The 22,873-nt window shown below is 68.9% G+C and carries 20 protein-coding genes; 6 read left to right on the forward strand and 14 right to left on the reverse strand.

Annotated features, from left to right (window positions below; translation table 11 throughout):
- Positions 1-198: 198 nt before the first annotated feature.
- The 12 genes from AAC691_RS21290 to pdxH all read right to left on the reverse strand — a co-directional run bounded on the left by AAC691_RS21290 (position 199) and on the right by pdxH (position 13,406).
- Positions 199-1,146, reverse strand: coding sequence for an IS1595 family transposase (locus AAC691_RS21290; RefSeq protein WP_342627419.1), 948 nt, complete (start codon positions 1,144-1,146; stop codon positions 199-201).
- A gap of 154 nt (positions 1,147-1,300) precedes the next feature.
- Positions 1,301-2,224, reverse strand: a complete 924-nt coding sequence (locus AAC691_RS21295; protein ID WP_342628386.1) for a lauroyl acyltransferase — start codon at positions 2,222-2,224, stop codon at positions 1,301-1,303.
- Positions 2,221-3,219 carry a tetraacyldisaccharide 4'-kinase gene (gene lpxK, locus AAC691_RS21300; protein ID WP_342628387.1) on the reverse strand — a complete coding sequence of 333 codons (999 nt, stop codon included), beginning with the start codon at positions 3,217-3,219 and terminating at the stop codon, positions 2,221-2,223. Before lpxK ends, AAC691_RS21295 begins: the two co-directional genes overlap by 4 nt.
- On the reverse strand, positions 3,219-5,273 hold the full coding sequence (locus tag AAC691_RS21305; RefSeq protein WP_342628388.1) for a glycosyltransferase N-terminal domain-containing protein: 2,055 nt from the start codon (positions 5,271-5,273) through the stop codon (positions 3,219-3,221). The genes lpxK and AAC691_RS21305 overlap by 1 nt, the downstream gene beginning before the upstream one ends.
- A gap of 23 nt (positions 5,274-5,296) precedes the next feature.
- Positions 5,297-5,830, reverse strand: a complete 534-nt coding sequence (locus tag AAC691_RS21310) for a DUF934 domain-containing protein (RefSeq protein ID WP_342628389.1) — start codon at positions 5,828-5,830, stop codon at positions 5,297-5,299.
- Entirely contained in the window at positions 5,817-7,526 is a 1,710-nt protein-coding gene (locus AAC691_RS21315; protein ID WP_342628390.1) for a nitrite/sulfite reductase, read from the reverse strand. Before AAC691_RS21315 ends, AAC691_RS21310 begins: the two co-directional genes overlap by 14 nt.
- On the reverse strand, positions 7,516-7,902 hold the full coding sequence (locus AAC691_RS21320) for a DUF2849 domain-containing protein (RefSeq protein ID WP_342628391.1): 387 nt from the start codon (positions 7,900-7,902) through the stop codon (positions 7,516-7,518). Before AAC691_RS21320 ends, AAC691_RS21315 begins: the two co-directional genes overlap by 11 nt.
- A gap of 118 nt (positions 7,903-8,020) precedes the next feature.
- Positions 8,021-9,901 (reverse strand): adenylyl-sulfate kinase, encoded by a 1,881-nt coding sequence (cysC, locus tag AAC691_RS21325; RefSeq protein WP_342628392.1) that lies wholly within the window; start codon positions 9,899-9,901, stop codon positions 8,021-8,023.
- Between the two features lie 24 nt (positions 9,902-9,925).
- Complete coding sequence (gene cysD, locus AAC691_RS21330; protein ID WP_176641178.1) at positions 9,926-10,720, reverse strand: sulfate adenylyltransferase subunit CysD; 795 nt, start codon at positions 10,718-10,720, stop codon at positions 9,926-9,928.
- Positions 10,721-10,778: 58 nt separating this feature from the next.
- A complete protein-coding gene (locus tag AAC691_RS21335; RefSeq protein WP_408906117.1) occupies positions 10,779-11,450 on the reverse strand; it encodes a phosphoadenylyl-sulfate reductase in 672 nt (223 codons plus the stop codon).
- Positions 11,451-11,820: 370 nt separating this feature from the next.
- Positions 11,821-12,705: a universal stress protein gene (locus tag AAC691_RS21340; RefSeq protein WP_176639529.1), complete on the reverse strand. Its 885-nt coding sequence runs from the start codon at positions 12,703-12,705 to the stop codon at positions 11,821-11,823.
- Positions 12,706-12,803: 98 nt separating this feature from the next.
- The gene (gene pdxH, locus AAC691_RS21345) at positions 12,804-13,406 is read right to left on the reverse strand and encodes a pyridoxamine 5'-phosphate oxidase (protein WP_342628393.1); all 603 of its coding nucleotides are present in this window, start codon (positions 13,404-13,406) and stop codon (positions 12,804-12,806) included.
- Positions 13,407-13,651: 245 nt separating this feature from the next.
- On the opposite strand from pdxH, the gene fabI reads away from it, so the two are divergent.
- Both fabI and aroC read left to right on the forward strand, forming a co-directional pair.
- On the forward strand, positions 13,652-14,491 hold the full coding sequence (fabI, locus tag AAC691_RS21350) for an enoyl-ACP reductase FabI (RefSeq protein WP_176639527.1): 840 nt from the start codon (positions 13,652-13,654) through the stop codon (positions 14,489-14,491).
- Between the two features lie 18 nt (positions 14,492-14,509).
- The gene (aroC, locus tag AAC691_RS21355) at positions 14,510-15,592 is read left to right on the forward strand and encodes a chorismate synthase (protein WP_342628394.1); all 1,083 of its coding nucleotides are present in this window, start codon (positions 14,510-14,512) and stop codon (positions 15,590-15,592) included.
- Between the two features lie 137 nt (positions 15,593-15,729).
- Here the strand turns inward: aroC and AAC691_RS21360 are convergent, their stop codons facing one another.
- Together AAC691_RS21360 and AAC691_RS21365 are read right to left on the reverse strand one after the other, a co-directional pair.
- Positions 15,730-17,643, reverse strand: a complete 1,914-nt coding sequence (locus AAC691_RS21360) for a transketolase C-terminal domain-containing protein (protein WP_342628395.1) — start codon at positions 17,641-17,643, stop codon at positions 15,730-15,732.
- Positions 17,644-17,766: 123 nt separating this feature from the next.
- Positions 17,767-18,198, reverse strand: coding sequence for an OsmC family protein (locus AAC691_RS21365; RefSeq protein ID WP_342628396.1), 432 nt, complete (start codon positions 18,196-18,198; stop codon positions 17,767-17,769).
- A 347-nt stretch (positions 18,199-18,545) separates the two neighbouring features.
- Between AAC691_RS21365 and AAC691_RS21370 the strand changes: the two genes are divergently transcribed.
- The 4 genes from AAC691_RS21370 to AAC691_RS21385 all read left to right on the forward strand — a co-directional run bounded on the left by AAC691_RS21370 (position 18,546) and on the right by AAC691_RS21385 (position 22,769).
- Positions 18,546-19,721, forward strand: a complete 1,176-nt coding sequence (locus AAC691_RS21370) for a homoserine O-acetyltransferase (RefSeq protein ID WP_342628397.1) — start codon at positions 18,546-18,548, stop codon at positions 19,719-19,721.
- A 3-nt stretch (positions 19,722-19,724) separates the two neighbouring features.
- A complete protein-coding gene (gene metW / locus AAC691_RS21375; protein ID WP_176639522.1) occupies positions 19,725-20,330 on the forward strand; it encodes a methionine biosynthesis protein MetW in 606 nt (201 codons plus the stop codon).
- Positions 20,327-21,256 carry a BadF/BadG/BcrA/BcrD ATPase family protein gene (locus tag AAC691_RS21380; RefSeq protein ID WP_342628398.1) on the forward strand — a complete coding sequence of 310 codons (930 nt, stop codon included), beginning with the start codon at positions 20,327-20,329 and terminating at the stop codon, positions 21,254-21,256. Before metW ends, AAC691_RS21380 begins: the two co-directional genes overlap by 4 nt.
- A 241-nt stretch (positions 21,257-21,497) precedes the next feature.
- Positions 21,498-22,769, forward strand: a complete 1,272-nt coding sequence (locus tag AAC691_RS21385; RefSeq protein ID WP_323990631.1) for a DEAD/DEAH box helicase — start codon at positions 21,498-21,500, stop codon at positions 22,767-22,769.
- Positions 22,770-22,873 lie beyond the last annotated feature (104 nt).

Raw genomic sequence — 22,873 nt, forward strand, 5'->3', positions numbered from 1 at the left:
GCGCGTTTATCGGCATTGCCAAATGGAATCTAAACGTCATCGCCGCAGAAAGAGGCAGAACTTCATTTGCGTGGCAAAAAAGCAATAATCATGAACGGAATCGATGAAATTTTAATCATATGTTTGTGCATTTGTATAAAATTTAGCCTATCAGGTATTGCCTGACTAAAGGGTCTCATGATCCTTTAAATTTCCTGATTACGCACTAATTTCAGCCAATTTGAGCAGGCGATAGGGCATGGGCGGGGTTCTGACGGCGGCGTATCCGAGGCGAGGGATCATGGAGGCGAGGTCGAAGCGGCGATTGAAGCGATAAACGAACTCGGCGAGATAGCGCGGCGCATGCTTGTCACGGATAGCACGGTAAGTACCGGTCATGGCATTCTTGATGTTGGCGAGAGCGGTATTGACCCATTTGAAAGCAGGGTTGCGGCCTGCCTTTGGTCCCGAACCGGTCAGGATGGGATGATGGACGCACCCTGCTTCGGTGACGGCGGCGAAACAGCGTAGACCGTCACTGACCACGCTGCTGGCGGGGTCGAAGCTGTTTTTTGCCATCTTTGCGATCTCGGCCCTACTGAACCCGGCCACCCGGCGGAGTTTCAGGCGGATTGGCTTGCCTTGCGGTGTGGTTTCAACAGCGGCCACGATCGGCGTCTTGCCCGCTGATCCTCGCCCGCGCTTGCCGCCGCCGCGTTCTCCGCCGAGATAGGCGTCGTCCAGTTCGATCCGTCCCTTCAGTCGCTTGCCGGCCTCGCGTTCCATCATTACCTGCGCGAGTTTATGCTTGATCTTCCAGGCCGTGGTCTGCGTCACGCCGAGCCTGCGCCCCAGTTCGATGCTGGAGATGCCGCCTTTGCTCTGGGTCAGATGGTACAGGGCACGAAACCAGGTCCGTAACGGCACCTTGGTTGCCGCGAAGATCGTTCCGGCGATCAGCGACGTCTGCTTCCGACAGGCGCTGCATTGATACTGCCCACGGCTCTGAATGACGCTGTGCTCACGCCCGCCGCAGGCCGGGCATTCAAAACCAGATGGCCAACGCCAGCCAAAGATCACCGCTCGGCACTTCTCTTCGCTTCCGTAAAGTTCGTCAAATTGGGCTTCGCTTAGCCCTTTCTGAAACTGGACCTTGTTGCGAGCCATCGATCAAGCCTCTCGAAAACAACAAATGTTCTCGTTTTGTATCATAAATCCCTGGCTGAAAATAGTGCGTAATCAGGTTAAATTTTGTGCCTCGATTTGGTGCTGGTGCGATATGAATATCATAAGCGGTGGATAGTTATCCAATGTTCTGCATTCAGATGCCTCTGCGATATACAGATTTCGGCCAGCGTCGGTGTACCCATAGCCAGGCACCGGGATGTGCACGGATCCAGCTTTCCAACCGGTTATTGACAGCCTGCGTCAGAGCCAAGATGTCGGCTTGGCGGTCGCCGCTATTGGGTAATGCGAGCGGCGCTTGGACGTGAATGCGCAGTCGCGCTGGGCCTAGCCGTTCGACATAGCCGGGGATGATTGGGCAGCGATAGCGGAGTGCGATGGAGGCCAGGGCGGGAGCAGTCATAGCGGATTGGCCGAACAGGCGGGCTTCGATCCCGTCGTTCATTTTTTGGTCCATAAGCATGCCGAGGCGTCCGCCGCGGGCCACATGAGCCAGGGCTCCGCGTGCGCCGCGTGCGCCTTTGGCGAAGAGGGGGACTGATGTTCCGATTGCTGCGTCGCGCAGGGTGCGGATCATGCCATCGATGAGGGGGTTGCCGGCGGCGCGGTAGAATGAGGCGAAGGGGAGGCCGTGGCGGGCGACGGCGGGTGGGAGCATTTCCCAGTTGCCGATATGGCCGGACACGAAGATGGCGGCGCCGCCGCGGGCGGCCTGGGCAGTGAGATGCTCGGCGCCGGTTATGTCCCAGCCGGGGCCGTTGGTGGGATTTTGGGGGAGGTGGGCGAGGTGGGGGAATTCGCCGACCGTGCGGCCGAGATTGTCCCAGACGTCGCGGATGATGGTGCGGCGGGCGATGGGATCCAGTTCGGGCATGGCGAGGCGGAGGTTGGTGTCGGCGATTTTCGAGGCGGGAAGATAGGGGCCGATCGTGCGGCAGAGGGCGCCGCCGAGATTTGAGGCGCGGACGGGGCCGAGGCGTCGGAGCAGGGTGAGGGCGGCGCGGGCGGCGAGGGCTTCGAGGCGCATCGGGAGGGTGATGCGGGGCGGGGTGTCGGTCATGGTCCGGGTTGGGTTTTCATGGTGTTGGCGAAGAGATCCAGCAGGTGGTCGGGGGCGGTGGGCTGGGGCCAGGTCAGGTGGACGCCGATGGTGATTATATCCCGATGTATATAGTTCGGCAGGCGGATGGCGTCCTTGGCGGTGGTGAGCAGGGCGGCGCCGTGGCGGGCGGCCAGGGCGCGCAGGCGGCGGATATCCTGGGCGCGGTAGGGGTAGTGGTCGGGGAAGGGCACGCATGCGGCCAGCGTGATATCCTGCCGGCGCAGGCCGTCGAAGAATTTGCCGGGCCGGCCGATGCCGGCGAAGGCGACGGCGGGGCGGCCGGCGAGGAGGGGGGCGGCGTCCTGCATGGCAAGGTCGGCGCGCAGGACCGGCAGGCTGGCAGGGAGCTGGGCGAGGGCTCCGGTTTCGTCGTCGCCGATCAGGATGGCGGCGCGGGCGCGGCTGCAGCCGGCGGCGACGGGTTCGCGCAGCGGGCCGGCGGGGAGGACATGGCGGCTGCCGAAGCCGCCGGCGCCGTCGATGACCAGAAGCGGCATGTCCTGGTGCAGGCCCGGATTCTGGAACCCGTCATCCATCACCAGGCAGTCCGCGCCCGCCGCGATCGCGGCGCGGGCGCCGGCGGCGCGGTCGGCGGAGACGTGGCAGGGGGCGAGCTGCGCGAGCAGCAGGGCCTCGTCGCCCACGTCGGCGGCGGTGTGGCGGGCGGGATCGACGCGCAGCGGGCCGCGCAGGCGGCCGCCATAGCCGCGGGTGAGGAAATGCACCGCCCGGCCGCGTGCCAGCAGGCGGGCGCCGAGATCGAGCGCGAGCGTGGTCTTGCCCGTGCCGCCGGCGGTGAGGTTGCCGCAGCACAGGACCGGTATCGGCGCGCGCCAGCCCGGCCGCCGCATCCGCCGGGCGGTGGCCAGGGCGTAGAGCGCGGCGGCGGGGGACAGCAGCCGGGCCGGCCAGCCGCCGCCCCGCCGGTCGGACCAGAAGGCGGGCGGGCGCATCAGGGCGCGATGAGCGCCAGCAGGCGCGCGGCGAGGCGGTCGGGCAGGTCCGGGTCGATCGTCGCGGCGTCCCGCGCCCGCCGGGCGGCGGCGTCCTGCCGGGTGGGATCGGAGAGCAGCGCATCGACCCAGCCGGCGAGGGCGGCGGGGTCGGGCGTGATCGCGACGGCGTCCGCCGCGCCGAGCCGGGCGAAGGCGTCGGCGAAATTGCCGGTCAGCGGGCCGGAGGCGAGGGCGGCGCCGAGGCGGGCCGGTTCCAGCGGGTTATGGCCGCCGCGCCGGCCGGGGCCGGGAAGGCTGTTGCCGAGGAAGACGATGGGGACGGCGCGATAGAACAGGCCGAGTTCGCCCAGCGTGTCGCAGATCCAGAACCGGTCGGCGGGTCCGGGCGGGGCGCCGGCGGCGCGACGGGGCGGGTTGCCGAGGCGGGACGCGATCTCGGCGCCGCGTTCGGGGTGGCGCGGCACAATGAGGGTCAGCAGGCCGGGATGGCGCGCGCGGAGCAACTGGTCGGCCTGGGCGATCTGCTCTTCCTCGCCCGCATGGGTCGAGGCGGCGAGCCAGACCGGGCGGCCGGCGAGTTGCCTGCGGAGCCGGTCCAGTCCGGCCGGGTCGCAGGGCAGGGGGGCGGCGGCGTTCTTGAGGTCGCCGGGGACGTCGACCGATCCGGCGCCGAGGGCGCGCAGGCGGGCGGCGTCCGATTCCGAGCGGGCGGCGATGAAGGCGAAATGGCCGAACATGCGCCGTGCCAGGGCCGGGGCGCGCCGCCAGCCTGCCTGGGCGCGATCCGACATGCGGGCGTTGAGCAGCGCGATGGGGATGGCGGCCCGGGCGCAGGATTCGACCAGGTTGGGCCAGAGTTCGCTTTCGGTCAGGGCGGCGGCGTCGGGCCGCCAATGGCGCAGGAAGCGGCCCAGCCAGCGGGGTACGTCCAGCGGCACGAACTGATGGATCACCCGGCCGCCCCATGGGGCGGCCTGCAATCGTTGGTCCAGCAGGGCGGCGGCGGTGACGGTCGCGGTGGTGACGAGGACGTGCAGCGCCGGATCGCGCGCCGCCAGCCGTTCGATCACCGGCAGGATCGACAGGCTTTCGCCCACGCTGGCGGCGTGCAGCCAGATGAGCCGGCCGGGCGGACGCGGGCGGGCGGTGAAGCCCATCCGTTCCCGCAACCGGTCGCGCCGTTCCTTGCCGATCGCCAGCCGGCGGCGCAGCAGCAGGGTCAGCGCCGGGGCGAGGGCGGTGGCGAGGAGGGCCCATGCATGAGTGAGCAGGGGCCGGGAGAGCCGGGCGGAGGGGGGCGCGTGGGCGGCGGCGGTCGCGGCATCGATCGCCTGGCCGATCCGATCGGCGGCGGTACCGTCGTCGCTGGTGAGGGTGATCGGCGCGCCGCAGACCATGCGGCCGCGCCCGAAGGGCAGCGGGATCAGCATCCGGTCCCAACTGCCCAGCCGCCGGGCGCGGCAGGCGGCCCCGACCGGGACGACCGGCGTGCCGGAGAGCCGGGCCAGCCCGACGAGACCGGGCTGGACCTGGCGGCGCGGGCCGCGTGGGCCGTCGGGGGTGATCACGACCAGGCTGCCCGCGCGCAGGCAGTCGAGCAGGCGACGCAAGGCGGCGGCCCCGCCCTTGCTTTCCTTCCGGCCCCCGTTCCTGCTCTTGTCCTTGCGGTCGGTCGAGCCGGCGATGGCCGCGATCCCCCACGGGGCGACGATGTCGGTGATCATCTGCCCGTCGCGGTTGCGGCTGATCAGCACATGCAGGCGCAGGGACGGGTTCTGCGACCGGGCCCACCACCACAGGGCCGGGGTGAGCACCAGCGTTTCATGCCAGAAGGCCACCAGGGCGGTTTGTCCGTCCCTGCCGGTCAGCAGGGGGGTGGCGTCGGGGTGGATGTCGAACGTCCAGCGCGTGGTGCGCAGGGCGAAGCCCAGATAGGCACGCAGCGCGGCGATGGCCAGAACGCGGAAGGCCGGGGCGCGACCGGGCCTTCCGGCCAGGAGGCGCTTCAGCATCGGCGGGCGGGAAGACGTGTCATGGCCCGGCGGTAGCATAGGCGACCGCCGGGCGGAAGGGCTCAGGCCGGGAGGCGGCCCAGGAGACGGCGCAGTCCGAAGCCTTCGGCCCGTTCGTCGCGCACCGCCGGCTGGTAGGCGGTGGTGAAGCGCGCATGGGCGCGGGCCCAGGTCGCGGGATCGTCGCCTTCGGGCAGCAGGACGGTGGAGGCGCCGCAGCGCAGTAGGAATTCGTACTGGTCCGGCAAAGGGCGGCCGGTGACGCGGATTTCGCCCGGAAAGTCCAGATGTTCGCGCAAGGCGCGGCACTGGCTGAAGGCGCGGCCGTCGCGGAAGGTGGGAAAGGTGACGGCGACCAGCGCCAGCCGGGGCAGGGCGGTGCGCAGGACGGCGATTTCGTCGTCCGGGGCCAGGGCGACGCCCAGCTTGCCGCCGGGGGGGCGGGCCAGCCCTTCCTCGAGCCGGGAGAGCGGCACGATGACTGCATCCCCGGGCACTGCATCCCCGGGCACCGCGCCCGTGGGGGGCAGCGGGTCGTCGGGGCCGACCATGGTCCAGGGGTCTTCGACGACCTGTCCGTTTTCAAGCAACGGCATAGACGGCATCCTTGAAAAGCGCGGCGCCGAGCCGCCGGTAGGTATCCAGGAAACGCTCGCCCGTGTTGCGGTGGACCAGATAGGCGTCGACCAGGCGGGCGATGGCGTCGACCGTCGCGTCCTCGGGCAGAGCCGGGCCCAGGATCTGGCCGACGGCGGCATCGTTGCCGGCCGAGCCGCCCAGGGTGAGCTGGAAGAATTCCTCGCCTTTCTTGTCCACGCCCAGGATGCCGATATGGCCGGCATGGTGGTGGCCGCAGGCATTGATGCAGCCCGAGATCTTGATCTGCAGGTCGCCGATGGTTTCCTGCAGTTCGGGGCTGGCGAAGCGGGCGCTGAGCTTCTGCGCGATCGGGATCGAGCGGGCATTGGCCAGCGAGCAGTAATCGAGCCCGGGGCAGGCGATGATGTCGCCGATCAGCCCGATATTGGCGGTGGCGAGACCCACGGCGCGCAGATCCTGCCACAAGGCGTGGAGCTGGTCCTGCCGGACATGGCCCAGCACGATGTTCTGCATGTGGGTGATGCGGATTTCGCCGAACGAGAAGCGGTCGGCGAGGTCGGCGATGCGGTCCATCTGCGCCGCGGTGGCGTCGCCCGGGATGCCGCCGTCGGGCTTGAGCGAGATGACGGCGGAGACATAGCCGGGATGCCGGTGGGGATGGGTGTTGGTGCGCGCCCAGCGGTCGAAGGCGCGGTCGGCGGCGCGGGCGGCGGCCAGGCTTTCGGCGGCGCCGGCGGGGGCGGCGAGGTCGGGCGTGCCGAAGCGCGCGCGGATGGCGGCCACCGTTTCGGGCGGCAGGCGGTAGCGCGCGCGGTCCATGGCGGCGAATTCGGCATCGACCCTGGCGCGGTAGCCTTCGGCGCCCAGGGCCTGGACCAGGATCTTGATCCGGGCCTTGTAGATATTGTCGCGGCGTCCGTACTCGTTATAGACGCGGACCATGGCCTCGAGATAGGCGAGGAGGTCTTCCTCGGGCAGGTTGTCGCGCAGATGCACGCCGACCAGCGGAGTGCGGCCCATGCCGCCGCCGACGAAGACGTCGAACACCACCTTGCCGCCGTGGCCCGGCTTGGCCACCAGCCCGATATCGTGGAAGCGCGCGGCGACGCGGTCGTGCGGGCTGCCGCTGACCGCGATCTTGAACTTGCGGGGCAGGAACGAGAATTCGGGATGCAGGGTCGACCATTGCCGCAGGATTTCGGCATGGACGCGCGGATCGACCAGCTCGTCGGCGGCCGCGCCCGCGAACTGGTCGCAGGTCACGTTGCGGATGCAGTTGCCGCTGGTCTGGATGGCGTGCATGTCCACCGACGCCAGGCGGGCGAGGATGTCGGGCGTGTCCTCGAGCCGGATCCAGTTGAACTGGAGGTTCTGGCGGGTGGTGAAATGGCCGTAATCGCGGTCATAGGTGCGGGCGATATGCGCGAGTTCGCGCATCTGCCGGGAATCCAGCATGCCGTAGGGAATGGCGATCCGCAGCATGTAGGCGTGGAGCTGCAGATACAGCCCGTTCATCAGGCGCAGCGGCTTGAATTCATCCTCGGACAGGGCGCCGGAGATGCGGCGGGCGACCTGGTCGCGGAACTGTTCGACCCGGTCATGCAGGAAGGCGCGGTCCACCTGGTCGTAGGCGTAATGCCCGACCGGCAGCGCGGGCGCGGCGTCTGCGAGGGTTTCTGCTTCAGCGGACATTGGTGGTGGCCTCGGTGAAGGGGGCGAATTCCGGATGGACGGAGGGGCCGAAGGCGCGGATGCGTTCGCGCACCGTGGCGGGCACGGGCGTGGCGCTGTCATCGCGCAGTTGCACGCCGTAGACGCCGACCACGCCGTCGGCCTGCTGGCGGGCGGCCACGGCGGCGATCACGGATTCGATTCCCCCGTTGGATCCGCCCTCGGAGCCGCGCTCGGAGCCACCTTGGGGGCCATCATTGGCGAAGACCTTGGCGGCGTCGATGCGGTCGGACCATACGCCGTCCTCGGCCAGCCAGACGATGCGCCCGTCCAGCAGCCGGTTGGCGGTCACCACGCTCGATCCGCCCGCCTGGCGGCGGTTGTTCCTGACATCCACGTGCGATCAGTCCTTGTTGCGTCCGGAGTCCGGCCGGCCCGCATCCATGATGACATGGCGTCGGCGGGCGGGGTTGTCCAGGCTGCGCCGCCCCGGCGAAGCGGGGCGGCGGCGCGGGTTACGAGCGGCGGCGGGCGGCGTCGCCCAGCAGCACGGTGCCGGCCACGTGGGCGGCCAGGCGGTCGGCGGTCTCGGCGACGCTGCCCTGGCCGGTGGCCAGGCGGAGGTCGGGGTTTTCCGGCACGTCATAGGGCGCGTCGATGCCGGTGAAGCCGGTGATGCGGCCGGCGCGCGCCGCGGCGTAGAGGCCCTTGGGGTCGCGGGATTCGCAGACGGCCTGGTCGGCATCGACGAAGATTTCCTGGAACCCCTCGCCGACGACCTGGCGCGCCAGGTCGCGGTCGGCGGCGCGCGGCGAGATCAGCGCGACCAGCACGACCTGCCCGGTTTCGGCCAGGATGCGGGCGACCGCGGCGGCGCGGCGGACATTTTCCGTCCGATCGGCTTCGGAGAAGCCGAGATCGGCGCACAGGCCGGCGCGCAGCGTGTCGCCGTCGAGCACCGACACGTCGATCCCCTGGGCGAAGAGGCGGGATTCCGCCGCGCGGGCGATCGTGCTCTTGCCCGCGCCGGGCAGGCCGGTCATCCAGAAGACGCCGCCGTGATGGCCGCGCGCCTGGGCGCGGTCCCACAGCGAGACGGTGCTGTCGGTCGGGTGGATGGCGCGGGTGCCGGTGGCGATCGCGGCCGGGCCGATCAGCGGTGCGCCGCCGACGATGCGCTGGTTGCGGTCGACCAGCACGCCGCGCCCGTCGGTGGTGCCGGGGGTGAACGGGTCGAACAGGATGCTTTCCGACGCCGCCAGGGTGATTTCGGCGAAGCCCTCGGGCGGGACGTGGTCGGCGGCGTGTTCGGTCAGATCGTCGAGGCGCACCACGGAATCGATCGAGGCCACGGTGACCTGGTGTTCGGCGGTGGCCAGGCGCAGGCGGAAGCTCTCGCCGACGCGCAGCGGTTCCTGGCGCAGCCAGAACAGGCGGGTGCGGATGCGCGCCGCGCGGACCGGCGCCGCGTCCGGCGTGTGCAGCAGGTCGCCGCGGTCGGGGATGACGTCGGGTTCGAGGGTGATGGCCACCGACTGGCCGGCGACCGCGGAGATCTGCGGCGCGGCATGCCAGCTTTCGATCGAGGCGACGCGGGCCAGCGTGCCGTGGGTGCCGATCACCAGGCTGTCGCCCACGGTGACGCGGCCGCGTTCGATGCGGCCGGCGACCACGCGCTTGTTGTCGAAGCGGTAGACGTCCTGCACCGGCAGGCGCAGCGGCAGGTCGGCGCGGCCCGAGGGGGCGGGGACCTGGGCCAGGGCCTCGGTCAGGGTCGGGCCCTGGTACCAGCCCATATGGGGCGAGCGGGCGGCGATATTGTCGCCTTCGCGCGCCGAGGCGGGGACGAACAGGCTGGGTTCGATGTCGAGCTGGCGGAGCAGGGCAGCGACCGCGCGTTCGGATTCGGCGATGCGGGCCTGGTCGTAGTCCAGCAGGTCGACCTTGTTCATCAGCACGATCACGTGGCGGATGCCGATCAGGCGCAGCAGCATGGCATGGCGGCGCGTCTGTTCCTGCGCGCCCTCGGCCGCGTCGACGACCAGGACCGCGGCCTCGGCATCGGCGGCGCCGGTGATCATGTTGCGCAGGAACTGCCGGTGGCCCGGCGCGTCGACGATGACGAACTGGCGCGCGTCCAGATGGAAGGGGATGCGCGTCGAATCGACGGTCACGCCCTGGTCGCGTTCGATCTGCAGGCTGTCGAGCAGGAAGCTCCACTCGATCTTCAGGCCGCGCTTCTTGGAGGATTCGACGATCTGCGCCACCCGGCCCTCGGGCAGGTTGTCGGTATCGTGCAGCAGGCGGCCGATCAGGGTCGATTTGCCGTGATCGACATGGCCCACGATGACGATGGGGGTGGCCGCATCCTGACGGGCCGCGATATCAATGCTCATAATTTGCCTCGGTCCGTCCGTGGGTCAGAGATAGCCGGCGACGCGCAGACGCTCGAACGCGTCCTCGGATTCGTGGTCCATGGCGCGGCCCGCGCGTTCGGACGTGCGGGTGGTCTGCAGTTCGGCGATCACTTCGGCCACCGTGGCGGCGTCGCTGTCGATCGGGCTGGTGATGTCCTGGTCGCCCAGCGAGCGGTAGCGCTTGCCGTTCCTGGCGAAATAGAGATCGACCAGCGGGATGCCCTCGCGCTCGATATAGCGCCAGATATCGATTTCGCGCCATGCCAGCAGGGGGTGGACGCGGATATGCACGCCCTCTTCATGCGGGGTGGCGTACTGGTCCCAGAATTCGGGCGGCTGGTTGCGCACGTCCCATTTGTGGCTGGAGCCGCGCGGGCTGAAGATGCGTTCCTTGGCGCGGGTGGCCTGCTCGTCGCGGCGGATGCCGGCGATCACGCCCTCGAGCTTGTATTTCTCGATCATCGCGGCGAGGCCGGCCGTCTTGCGCGCGGCCGAGCGGGCGGCCGGCGGCAGGGTCGGGTCGATCTCCTCGACCGGGGGGCATTCGCCCAGCAGCAGCTCCAGTTCCCATTTGCGCGCGTATTCGTCGCGGAAACGGTACATCTCGGGGAATTTCTTGCCGGTATCGACATGCATCACCGGGAACGGCACGCGACCGAGGAACGCCTTGCGGGCCAGCCAGAGCATGACGTTGGAATCCTTGCCGAGCGACCAAAGCATGGCCAGGGGCTTCAGCTTCCGGTACGCCTCGCGCAGGATGTAAACGCTCTGGGCTTCGAGTTGGTCGAGATCGTCCATGACGGGGGATTCTTTCAGGCGCGGTGAACGGGTGTGGCGGGCGGTGCCGGGTGTGGCGTCAGGCATGGATGCCGCATTCGGTCTTGGCCAGGCCGGCCCAGCGGCCGGCGCGCGCATCCTCGCCCTCGCCCACCGGGCGGGTGCAGGGGGCGCAGCCGATCGATCTGTAGCCCAGGCCGGCCAGCGGATGGCGGGGCAGGGCGCGGCGGGTCATCTCGGCATCCAGTTCGGCCGGAGTCCAGTGGGCCAGCGGGTTGATCTTGAGCCGGCCGTCCCGGGCGCGCTCGACGATCGGCAACTGGGCGCGGGTGGCGGCCTGCGCGCGCTTGCGGCCGGTCAGCCAGGCGGCGAAGGGGATCATCGCCTCGTCCAGCGGTTCGACCTTGCGCAGGGCGCAGCAGGCATCGGGGTCGAACGCCCAGAGCTGGCCCTGGGGGTCGCGGTCCTGGAGCTGCCGCTCGGCCGGGCGGAGGCTGCGCACGTCGCTGAGGCCCAGATGGGCGGTGAGCTGGTCGCGATAGGCCAGGGTTTCGGGGAAATGCTGGCCGGTTTCGAGGAAGAGCACCGGGACCGCCGGGTCGATGTCGGCGGCGAAGGCCAGCATCACCGCGGATTCCGAGCCGAAGGACGAAACGAGGGCGATGCGCCCGCGCAGCGGGCCGGTGAGCGCGGCGCGCAGGATGGCGGACGTGCCGCCGGCCCGTGCGTCTGCCTGCGCCCCGGCCTGCACCCCGGCTTGCGCGATGGCGTCGATGATCGTCTGGTCTATCTCCACGGTCACGATCCACATTCCCTATTGCACGAGAAATGTTCGTGCTTTTGGCCGATCTAATGCCTCTATCGCGGATATTCAAGCGGAATATACGTCATGAAGATGTAGTAATCGGCATGGCCCCCATGCGGCGGGCGTTGGCGGACGGGACCGGCAAGGGACGGCCGCCAACGCGGGACTGCGCATAATACTGCGCAGTCCTAGTGTCCCGATTCCAAAATTCGCTTGCGAATTTTGGAATCGAAAAGACACTGGAATCAATATTTTAGTGGCCTGCTGATCCGAGAAATTCTCATAAGAATTTCTCGGGCAGGACACTAGCGCGGGATCAGCGGCTCATCAGCACCGGCAGTTCGGCGTTTTCCAGGACGTGGCGGGTGACGCCGCCCAGGATCAACTGACGCAGGCGCGAGTGGGAATAGGCGCCCATGGTCAGCATGTCGGCGCCGAAATCGCGGCAGGCGGCCAGCAGGTTGGCGCCGACGGTTTCGTCGGGATTGCTGAATTCCAGCAGGTCGGCCTCGATCCCGTGGATGGCGAGATATTCCGCGGCATGGCGGGCCTCGGGGCCGCGGCGCTGATAGTCGGCGGAATAGAGGATGCGCACGGCCTCGGCCTCGGCGGCCCAGGGGAGGATGTGGTGCAGGGCGGCGGTGGCTTCCGCGGTGCCGTTCCAGGCGATGCAGATGCGCCGGCCGGCGGTCTGCGGCACCTGGCGCGGCGCGATGATCACCGGGCGGCCGCTGTCGAACAGGATGGCGTGGAGAGTCTCGGAGGAGGAGACTTCCTCGCCGGAATCGGGATGGGCGACGATCGTGACGTCGGAGAGGCGGGCGCGGTAGGTCACGACTTCGTGCTCGCGGCCCGTCATGGTGACGAAGCTGGCGGTGGCGGTGCCGGTCGGGTTGCCGTGGAAGGGCGGGATGGGGCCGGTGACGGCGATGCCGTTCTGCAGGGTGAAATGGTCGAATGCCTCGCGCACCGAGAGGGCCCGGCGCGCGCCCTCGCGCTCGGCCGCCGACATCATTTCCTCGACCATCGCGCCGGACAGGCCCTCGCCGGCCAGCGGCGCGACCTCGCGGCTGTCGGCGCGGACATGGAGTGCCGCGATATGGCCGCCGAACTGCCGGGCGAAGAGCAGGCCGGTGGTCAGGGCGCCTTCGGCATTGGAGGTTCCGTTCAGAGGCAGAAGGATTTTCTGTATGATTTTCAAGTGCATGTCTCCGTCATCCTATGAACGCGGTCCCGGGAACGAGGACCTGGCGAACGGCATCCTGGGCACAGGCTGAGATAAGAGCAGAGGAACGGGGATCAGGGATAGAGGCGCGTGACCTCCCACCCCGCGTCGCGGCGCAGCCAGACGGCGCGATCATGCAGGCGGTGGGGGCGATCCTGCCAGAATTCGATCCGGTCGGGCACCAGGCGGAAGCCGGACCAGTTCGCGGGACGGGGGATGGCGGCGCCTTCGGGATAGCGGTCCTGGAGCGCGGCGAGGCGGTCTTCGAAGATCGCGCGGTCGGCCAGGGGGCGCGACTGGTCGGACGCGATGGCGCCCAGGCGGGAGATGCGCGAGCGGCTGGCGAAATAGGCGTCGGCCTCGGCTTCGGTGACGGGCTGGACCGTGCCTTCGATGCGGATCTGGCGGCGCAGGCTCTTCCAGTGGAACAGCAGGGCGGCCTGCGGGTTTTCGGCCAGTTCGCCGGCCTTGCGGCTTTCGAGATTGGTATAGAAGACGAAGCCCCGCGCGTCGGCGCCCTTGAGCAGGATCATGCGCAGCGACGGGCGGCCGTCCGGCGTGGCGGTCGCCAGGGCCATGGCGTTGGCGTCGTTGGGTTCGGCCTGCTCGGCGTCCTGCATCCAGGCGGCGAAGAGGGCGAAAGGGTCCGATCCCAGGTCGATCAGCGCGGCGGTCATGGCGTCGTTTCCATTCCGTTATATCTGGTATGTCATGTTGAATGTCGTGTCGGTTCGCTCCGCGGGCCGGCCCCGGGGAGGCCTTGCCACGGCGGAGCCGTGCGCCGGGGGATCCGTGCCACGGGGCCGGCAAAACCGGCGGCGCGCGTTTCCTCGGATCTTGTCGCGCGCGCCCGCTTGTGCAACCACGGCGCCGATCCGATCATGCTCCCTCCAACCCCCTCCAACCCATAGGATATCCTACCATGTCAGATGGAACGTCCAAAGTCCCGGCCACCGGCACCCTCATGAAGGGCAAGCGGGGGCTTGTCATGGGCGTGGCCAATGACCGGTCGATCGCCTGGGGGATCGCCAGCGCGGTGGCCGCCCAGGGCGGCGAGCTGGCCTTTACCTATCAGGGCGAGGCGCTGGGCAAGCGGGTGCGGCCGCTGGCCGAGCGGGTGGGGTCGAGCCTGGTGCTGCCGTGCGACGTGGGGGACGACGCGGCGATCGACGCGACCTTCGCCCGGATCGAGGAGGAATGGGGCGGGCTGGATTTCCTGGTCCATGCCATCGGGTGGGCGGACAAGCAGTATCTGCGTGGGCGCTATGTCGACACGCCGCGCGAGGCGTTCCTGACCGCGCTGGACATTTCGTGCTATTCCTTCACGGCGGTGGCGCGCCGGGCCGCGCGGCTGATGAAGGCGGGCGGGTCGATGCTGACCCTGTCCTATCTGGGCGCCGAGCGGGTGATGCCGCACTACAACGTGATGGGCGTGGCCAAGGCGGCGCTGGAGGCGTCGGTGCGCTATATGGCCGCCGACCTGGGCCGGGACGGAATCCGGGTGAATGCCATTTCGGCCGGGCCGATCATGACGCTGGCCGCCAACGGGATCGGCGATTTCCGCTATATCCTGAAATGGAACCAGTACAACGCGCCGCTGGAGCGCAACGTGGCGCTGGAGGAGGTCGGCGGGGCCGGCCTGTACATGCTGTCCGACCTGGCGGGCGGCGTGACCGGCGAGGTTCACCATGTCGATTCCGGGTACAATATCGTGGGCATGAAGAATCCGTCGGCGCCCGATATTTCCGTCTCGGGCGACTGACGGCGGCGGGAGGTCCCCATGTCGCACAACAGTTTCGGCCATCTGTTCCGGGTGACGACCTGGGGGGAGAGCCACGGGCCGGCGATCGGCTGCGTCGTCGACGGCTGTCCGCCGCTGCTGCCGCTGGGCGAGGCGGATATCCAGCCCTGGCTGGATCGGCGCCGGCCGGGCCAGTCGAAATTCACCACCCAGCGGCAGGAGCCCGACGCGGTGGAGATTCTATCGGGCGTGTTCGAGGGGCGGACGACCGGGACGCCGATTTCGCTGCTGATCCGCAACACCGACCAGCGGTCGCGCGATTACGGCGACATTGCCGAGCGGTACCGGCCCGGCCATGCCGACGTGGCCTATGACCTGAAATACGGGATTCGCGATTATCGCGGCGGCGGCCGGTCCTCGGCCCGCGAGACGGCGATGCGGGTGGCGGCGGGAGCCGTGGCGCGCATCGTGCTGGGGGAGGGCGTGCGCATTCGCGGCGCGCTGACGCAGATCGGCCCGCACCGGATCGACCGGGCGCGCTGGGACTGGGACGTGGTGGAGGGCAACCCGTTCTTCTGCCCCGATGCCGCGATGGTGCCGGTGTGGGAGGATTACCTCTCGACGGTGCGCAAGGCGGGGTCGTCGGCCGGCGCGGTGATCGAGATCGTGGCCGAGGGCGTGCCGGCGGGGCTGGGCGCGCCGATCTATGGCAAGCTGGATTCCGACCTGGCGATGGCGCTGATGAGCATCAACGCCGTCAAGGGGGTCGAGATCGGCGACGGGTTCGCCGCCGCCGCGCTGACCGGCGAGGAAAACGCCGATCCGATGCGCATGGAGGACGGGCGCCTGACCTTCGGCGCGAACCATGCCGGGGGTGTTCTGGGCGGGATTTCCACCGGCCAGCCGGTAGTGGCGCGCTTTGCCGTCAAGCCGACCAGTTCGATCCTGACCCCGGTGGCCTCGGTGACGCGCGGCGGCGAGAATGTCGACGTGATGACCAAGGGGCGGCACGACCCGTGCGTGGGGATTCGCGCCGTGCCGGTGGGCGAGGCGATGATGGCCTGCGTGCTGGCGGATCATGCTCTCCGCCACCGCGCCCAGACCGGCAAATCCTGGCCTTGAACCCGTGCCGGGCGCTGCGGCGCCCGGGATGGGAAGGTGATGGAGACGCCATCCGTTTGAACGGGACCTGGCTCTGGTGCATTGTTTCGGCGAGCATCTTTGTCCGACAGGATGCGCCCATCCGGTCGGATGATGCCCTAAGCCAGCGCGCGGATGGCCCTGGCAATTCCGTCGGGATCCAGGCCCTGATTGCCTTGCTGCTGCCAGAGGCCGCCGCAGCCTTCGATGTGGACGCCAATGTGATTGTACCGTCCCCGGAAGCCCGCCCGCAGCAAGTGGCTGCCGAAGCGGCTGCCCAGGCCCGTTTTCACATTCCAGCCCTCCGCGACCAATATCCAGGGCGCCTTGGCGAGCCGGGCCATCATCGCGGGGTCGACGACGTTCAAGGTCGCCTTGTTGACGAGCCCGACATCGATGCCGTCCTCTCGCAGTCCGGTGACCGCATCCAGGGCGCGGTAGAGCGTTTCACCGAAGCTGACCACATAGCCGCCGCCGTTCTTCGCTTCCCGCACCAGGTCGTCGATACCCGGCGCGAAGGCGCGTCCCTCATAAAACCGCTTGCCATCCTCAGCCAGGATGTCCGGCACGGCCGCCCGATTGCTGAAAACGAACCGCAGCCCGGGATCCTTGAATATCCGCTTCACGCAGGCGGAGAATTGATACTGGTCCGCCGGGAAATAGAGGCGCGTCGCGTCTTCGCCGTGAAGCGGCCTGATCCCGCCATCGGCGAACATCGAATTGATGCCGAAATGGCAGGTGTTGTCCGCCATCTCGTCGACCCCGCTATGGGAGAAGTGAGCCAGCACGTTGGCGAAATTCAGCCGCGCCATGGTGATTTCGCTGACGATCATTTCGAGGAACGCGCTGAAGGTCGCGTAAATTCCCTGCTTTCCTTCGCTGGATCCGAAGCCCGCGGCGGCCGAGAAATTGCCCCGCTCCATGATCCCGGCCTTTATGAACACCTCGGGATGCTTCTTCCTGATGTGATGGAGGCCGCAGGACCCTTCGAGGTCGTTGTCGAACACCCGCACGCTGGCCCTGCGGGTCTCCTCGTCCATTCCATCCAGGATCTCGTTGACGACTTTGCCAAAATCGTCCCGGTTCTTCCCCTCGCCCGACGAGCCGCGATAGGTGAGCGGACTCTTGTCGGGCTTCGCCGCCTTGAGCATGGCGATCGCGTCGTCATAGCCGCCCCGGTTTTCGAGATAGGCAATCGCCACGTCCGTCTTCAGGGCATCGTGCGCGTGGATGTCGCCCTCGACTTTTCCGATCCCCACCGCCATCGGGCGCTTGATGACGACGGCATGCGGAGCCGGATTGTCGAAAGCCCGGCAGAGGTCGATATGCAGTGCCTCGAGGTCCTCGCCCATCGTCGTTTCCGTCGTCAGGCCATACCCCGCCAGGGTGCGCGTCAGGTCGTAGCCGGGCATGTATTCCTGGGGATGCCCCGCGATCGTGACATTGTTGTCGTCGATGAGGAGCTTGATATTGAGCCCCTGCGCGACGGCCAGGCGCGCGGCCTCGGCGTCGTCGCCCTCCATCTGGCTGCCGTCCGATCCCAGCAGGATAACGGATTTTCCCGGGTTGGCCATGGCGACGCCGTTGCAGAAGGCCCAGAGATGGCCCAGGCGGCCCGAACTGAACGCCAGTCCCGGGGTCAGTTCTTTCTCCGGATGGCCGGGCAGGCCGCTGCCGTATTCGCGATAATGCAGCAATTTTTCAGCCGGCATGTCGCCGTTCAGCACGCTCAACAGGTACTGGGTCGCCACCCGATGGCCGGCTTCGTCGTAGAAGACCGGAACGATCGGCGCGCCGCCGGCGATGAAAGCCCGCACGATCATCACCTCGGGGACGGTGTCGTACGGACCGCCGGAATGACCTGCCAGGCCCTTGGCGCCCGCCAGTGCGGTGAAGAAGACAATGGCGTCGCGGCAGATCTGGATATTGTGTTTCAACACCGCTTTCGCCTCGTCGGAAAGCGTCGTGACCCTGGGGTCCAGCCGCAGCGGCTTCAGGCGACCCAGATCGATCGGGAACGTGTCGTTCGACATCGGACTTCTCCCCGGACATGGCGACCATAAGGGAAACACCGCACGTCGCCTGCCGTTGCGTCGCGCGGAATGCCGGACTTGCCCGCCGGGTCGCCCCAGGCGGGTATCCGCGTGCTCGGCTCCTCAGGTGCTCAGGGTGGCTTCCAGCGTGATGGGGGCGTTCAGCAGCCTGGAGATCGGGCAGCCGGCCTTGGCCTTGGCGGCGAGGTCCTGGAACCGGGATTCGGTGGCGCCGGGGATGGTGGCCGCGAGGGTGAGGTGGATGCCGGTGACGGTGAAGCCGTCGGGCTGTTTTTCCAGAGTGACGACGGATTTGGAATCCAGCGCGGTGGCGGTCAGTCCGGCCTCGCCCAGGATGGCCGACAGCGCCATGGCGAAGCAGGCCGCGTGGGCGGCGCCGATCAGTTCCTCGGGGTTGGTGCCGGCCACGCCCTCGAAGCGGGTGTTGAAGCCGTAGGGCTGCGCCGACAGCGCGCCGCTTTCGGTGGAGACGGTGCCCTTGCCGTCCTTCAGGCCGCCGGCCCAGTGGGCGGTGCCGTATTTGGTGATGCGCATCGGGTCGGTTCCTTGCAGCTTGCCCGGTTGGTCGCAGGCCGTTCTCCGGGCTGTTGCCGCTTTGCCGGTGAGGGCGGCGGGTGCCCGGCCGGGGGCGAGCATAGCCCGCCGCGGCAGGGGCGGGAGCGGGCGGGGCGCACACGATGCGGTGAAGCGGGGCAGGGGCGGGGATGCGGCCCGATTGGCCGCGTCTTATCTGCCCGTCTTGCCAGATCGAGGCCATTCGATCCGGGACGGCGGTGGTCCAGGCAGTTGCGCCCAGACAGTTGCGCGTGGCGGGCGCCGGTGTCATAGGACGCAGCCTGCGCCCTTGCTGTCCCTCTTTTGTCGGAATGTCGGCCCACGCGATGGATCAGACCCTGCCTGCCCCGCTTCAGCACGAGCACATGCTGTTCCCCGAAGGGCTGCATCTGGAATGCGGGGTTCATCTGGCGCCGGTGCAGGTGGCCTATCGCACCTATGGCACGCTGTCGGCGGCGCGGGACAATGCGATCATCGTCTGCCATGCGCTGACGGGCGATCAGTATCTGGCCGAGCGGCATCCGCTGACCGGGAAGCCGGGCTGGTGGAGCCGGATGGTCGGGCCGGGCCTGCCGATCGATACCGACCGGTTCTTCGTCATCTGCATGAACGTGCTGGGCGGGTGCATGGGCTCGACCGGCCCGCGTTCGCCGCGCGGCGGAGAGGGCCCGGGGCTGGAACCCCGGAGAGTGGAACCTTGGGGGACGGAATTTCCGCCGATCACCATCCGCGACATGGTGCGGGCGCAGAAGCTGGTGATCGACCGGCTGGGGATCGCGCGGCTGTTCGCCGTCATTGGCGGGTCGATGGGCGGGATGCAGGTGCTGGAATGGGCGGCGACCTTTCCCGACATGGTGTTCGCGGCCATGCCGATCGCGACCTCGCCGTTTCACTCGGCGCAGAACATCGCCTTCAACGAGGTCAGCCGCCAGGCGATCTTCGCCGATCCGGAGTGGCATGGCGGGCGGTACTGGGAGCGTGAGGCGATTCCGGCGCGCGGGCTGGCGGTGGCGCGGATGATGGCGCACATCACGTACCTGTCGGAGGAGGCGCTGACCCGGAAATTCGGGCGGCGCACCCGGCGCGACCCGTACGGGCCGGCCAATCCGCTGTCGCTGTTCGGCGAGATGTTCGAGGTCGAGAGCTATCTGCGGCACCAGGGGTCGTCCTTCGTGCGGCGCTTCGATGCCAATTCCTATCTGACGATCACGCGGGCGATGGATTATTTCGATCTCGGGGCCGATCATGACGGGGACCTGTCGCGGCCTTTCCATGGGACGCGCACGCGGTTCTGCATCGTGTCCTTTTCCTCGGACTGGCTGTTCCCGACCACGCAGGCGCGGTCGCTGGCGCGGGCGCTGAACCGGGCGGCGGCCAACGTGTCGTTCGTCGAGATCGAAAGCGACAAGGGGCATGACGCCTTTCTGCTGGACGAGCCCGATTTCGACCGGACGGTACGCGGATTCCTGTCCGGCGCCGCCGAACATGCGCGGATCGGCTGAGCCATGCGCCTGGACCAGCGGCTGATCGCCGAGATGATCCGGCCCGGCACCCGCGTGCTGGATATCGGCAGCGGCGACGGGGCGTTGCTGGATTACCTGTTCCGCACCAGGAGGTGCGACGCGCAGGGGATCGAGATCGACATGCAGGAGGTCACGCGGTCGGTGGCCCACGGGCTGCCGGTGATGCATGGCGACGCGGACCATGACCTGGCGCATTATCCCGAGCATGCGTTCGATTACGTCGTGCTGCAGCGTACCCTGCAGGCGGTGGAGCGGCCGCGCGAGGTGCTGCGCCAGATGCTGCGCATCGGGCGGCATGCCATCGTGTCCTTCCCCAATTTCGGGCATTGGCAATTGCGGCTGAAATTGCTGCTGGGCGGGCGGATGCCGATGACGGCGGTGTGGCATACGCCGTGGTACGAGACGCCCAACATCCATCCCTGCACGATCCTGGATTTCCTGATGCTGTGCCGCGAGGAAGGATATGTGGTCGAGGAATGGATGGCGGTGGACGAGGACGGGGAGCGGGCGCCGTGGCGCCGGTCCATCCGGCTGGCCAATCTGTTCGGCGAGCAGGCGCTGTTTTTGCTGCGGCGGCAGGACCGGTGACGCAGGGCGTGGTGCGCCTGCTGGCCGGAATCGACGGGGGCGGCACGGGGACGCGGCTGCGCCTGGTCACGCCGGAGGGGGTGATGCTGGGCGAGGGGCAGGGTGGTCCGGCCAATATCGCGACCGATGCCGCGCAGGGCTGGCGATCGGTCGGTGACGCCCTGGCGGCGGCGCTGGCGCAGGCGGGGCTGGCCCGGTCGTCGTGCCATCTGATCGCCGGGGCGGGGCTGGCGGGGGCCGAGGTGCCCGGGGCGGCGGAGCGGTTTCTGGCGTTTCCGGCGCTGTTCGACCGGATCGACCTGGTTACCGACGGCTATACGTCCTGTGTCGGCGCGCATGGCGGGGCGGCGGGGGCGGTCGTGGCCGTGGGGACCGGAACGGTCGGCTTCGCCCTGGCCGGCGGGCGCGTCCGCCGGGTCGGCGGATGGGGATTCCCCCAGGGGGACGAGGGCGGCGGGGCCTGGATCGGGCTGGAGGCGGTGCGGCTGATGCTGCGGGCCAGGGACGGGCGGGTGCCGGGTTCGGCGCTGGTCGAGCGGATCTGGCGCGCCCTGGCATCCGAGGGCGGCGATCCGATGCTGTGGGCTGTGCGGATGGGGGCGGCGGGTTTCGGCCGGCTGGCGCCGCTGGTGGTCGCGGCGGCAGAGGACGGGGACGCGCAGGCGCGGGCTTTGCTGGGCCGGGCCGGCGCGGAGATCGCGCTGTTGCGGGCGGCCTTGTGCGACGCGGAGGGGTTTCGTGGGCTGCCCTGCTGCCTGCTGGGCGGGCTGGCCGAGGTGCTGGAGCCCTATCTGCCGGCGGAAAGCCGCGAGGGGCTGGCGCGGCCCCGTGGGAGCGCGATCGAGGGTGCGCTGTGGCTGGCGCGGCGGCTGCATGGGGACAGCACCGCCGGAAAAGGACTTGCGGCGGAGGGGACGAGCGGCTAGAAGCCGCCCGTGGACGGACCGCGCCTGTCCGGCTTGCTGACTTGGACGCACGTGCCTTTGGACGCGGGGGGCACGCACTGGACGGACAACAGCATCTTCCTTTCCTGACGGCTTGCGGTGAATGACAGCGTGCCCTGCGTTGCGGGGGCGCGAACCGTGTTTCGTATTTTCCAAAAAATCATTCCGGAATCCCATCCTGTCGTGTGGCGTCCGGCCTTTCCCTGGTGCCAGGAGGCGCTGCATGACCACATTTGCCGATCTTCAGCTTGCCGAGCCGCTGTTGCGCGCGCTGAACGAGGAAGGATACACGACGCCGACGCCGATCCAGGCCGGCGCGATTCCGCACCTGCTGGCCGGGCGGGACCTGCTGGGCCTGGCACAGACGGGCACGGGCAAGACCGCGGCCTTCGCGCTGCCGATCCTGCACCGGCTGCTGACCCATTCGCGCCGGGCGCACCCCAAGGGGGCGCGGGCGCTGGTGCTGGCGCCGACGCGCGAGCTGGCGTCGCAGATCGATGAGAGTTTCAAGGCCTATGCCCGGCATATGCGGCTGAGCCATGCCGTGATCTTCGGCGGCGTGGGGCAGGGGCGGCAGGTCGAGGCGATGCGGCGCGGGGTGGATGTGCTGGTGGCCGCCCCCGGACGCCTGCTGGACCTGATGGGCCAGGGGCATGTCGACCTGGCGGGGCTGGAGGTCCTGGTCCTGGACGAGGCGGACCGGATGCTGGACATGGGCTTTGTCCGCGATATCCGCCGGATCGTCGCGGCACTGCCGCGCGAGCGGCAGACGCTGCTGTTTTCGGCCACCATGCCCAAGAGCATCGCCGAGCTGGCGCATAGCCTGCTGCGCGACCCGGCGACGGTGCAGGTCACCCCGCCGTCGAGCACGGTGGACCGGATCCGCCAGGCGGTGATGTTCGTGGACACGGAGAAGAAGCGCGACGCGCTGCGCCTGCTGGTGGACTCGCCGAAGGTGGAGCGGGCGGTCGTCTTTACGCTGATGAAGCACGAGGCGAACAAGGTCGCGGCGTTCCTGAACGAGAACGGGATCGTGGCCGAGGCGATTCACGGCAACAAGTCGCAGGGCGCGCGCGAGCGGGCGATGTCGGGCTTTCGCTCCGGCGCGGTGAAGGTGCTGGTGGCGACCGACATCGCGGCGCGCGGCATCGATGTCGACGACGTGACGCACGTGTTCAATTACGACCTGCCGAACGTGCCGGAGAGCTATGTCCACCGGATCGGCCGCACGGCGCGCGCCGGGCGGGACGGCTGGGCGGTGTCGCTGTGCGATGCCGAGCAGCGGGCGTGGCTACGCGATATCGAAAAGGCGATCGGCAAGAAGGTCCCGGTGGTGCAGGAGCATCCGTTCCATTCCGACGCGGCCCAGAATTCGACGCAGAAGCCGCCCGTGCTGGGTGGTGGCGGCGGGCGCGGCCGGGGCGGCGGCGGTGGCGGGCGCCATCAGGCACGCCAGGGCGGCGGCCAGCGCGGCGGGGCGCGCCGGGTGGCGTGATGCTCCGGGACAGGCCGGCTGGTCCGGCCTGTCCGGTACGGATCGTGACGGGGTGGCGCGAGGCGCTGCCCTCGACCCATGGGGGAGGCGCGGACCTTTAGCCC

It is taken from the genome of Nguyenibacter vanlangensis (genome assembly GCF_038719015.1).
GTDB lineage: Bacteria > Pseudomonadota > Alphaproteobacteria > Acetobacterales > Acetobacteraceae > Gluconacetobacter > Gluconacetobacter vanlangensis.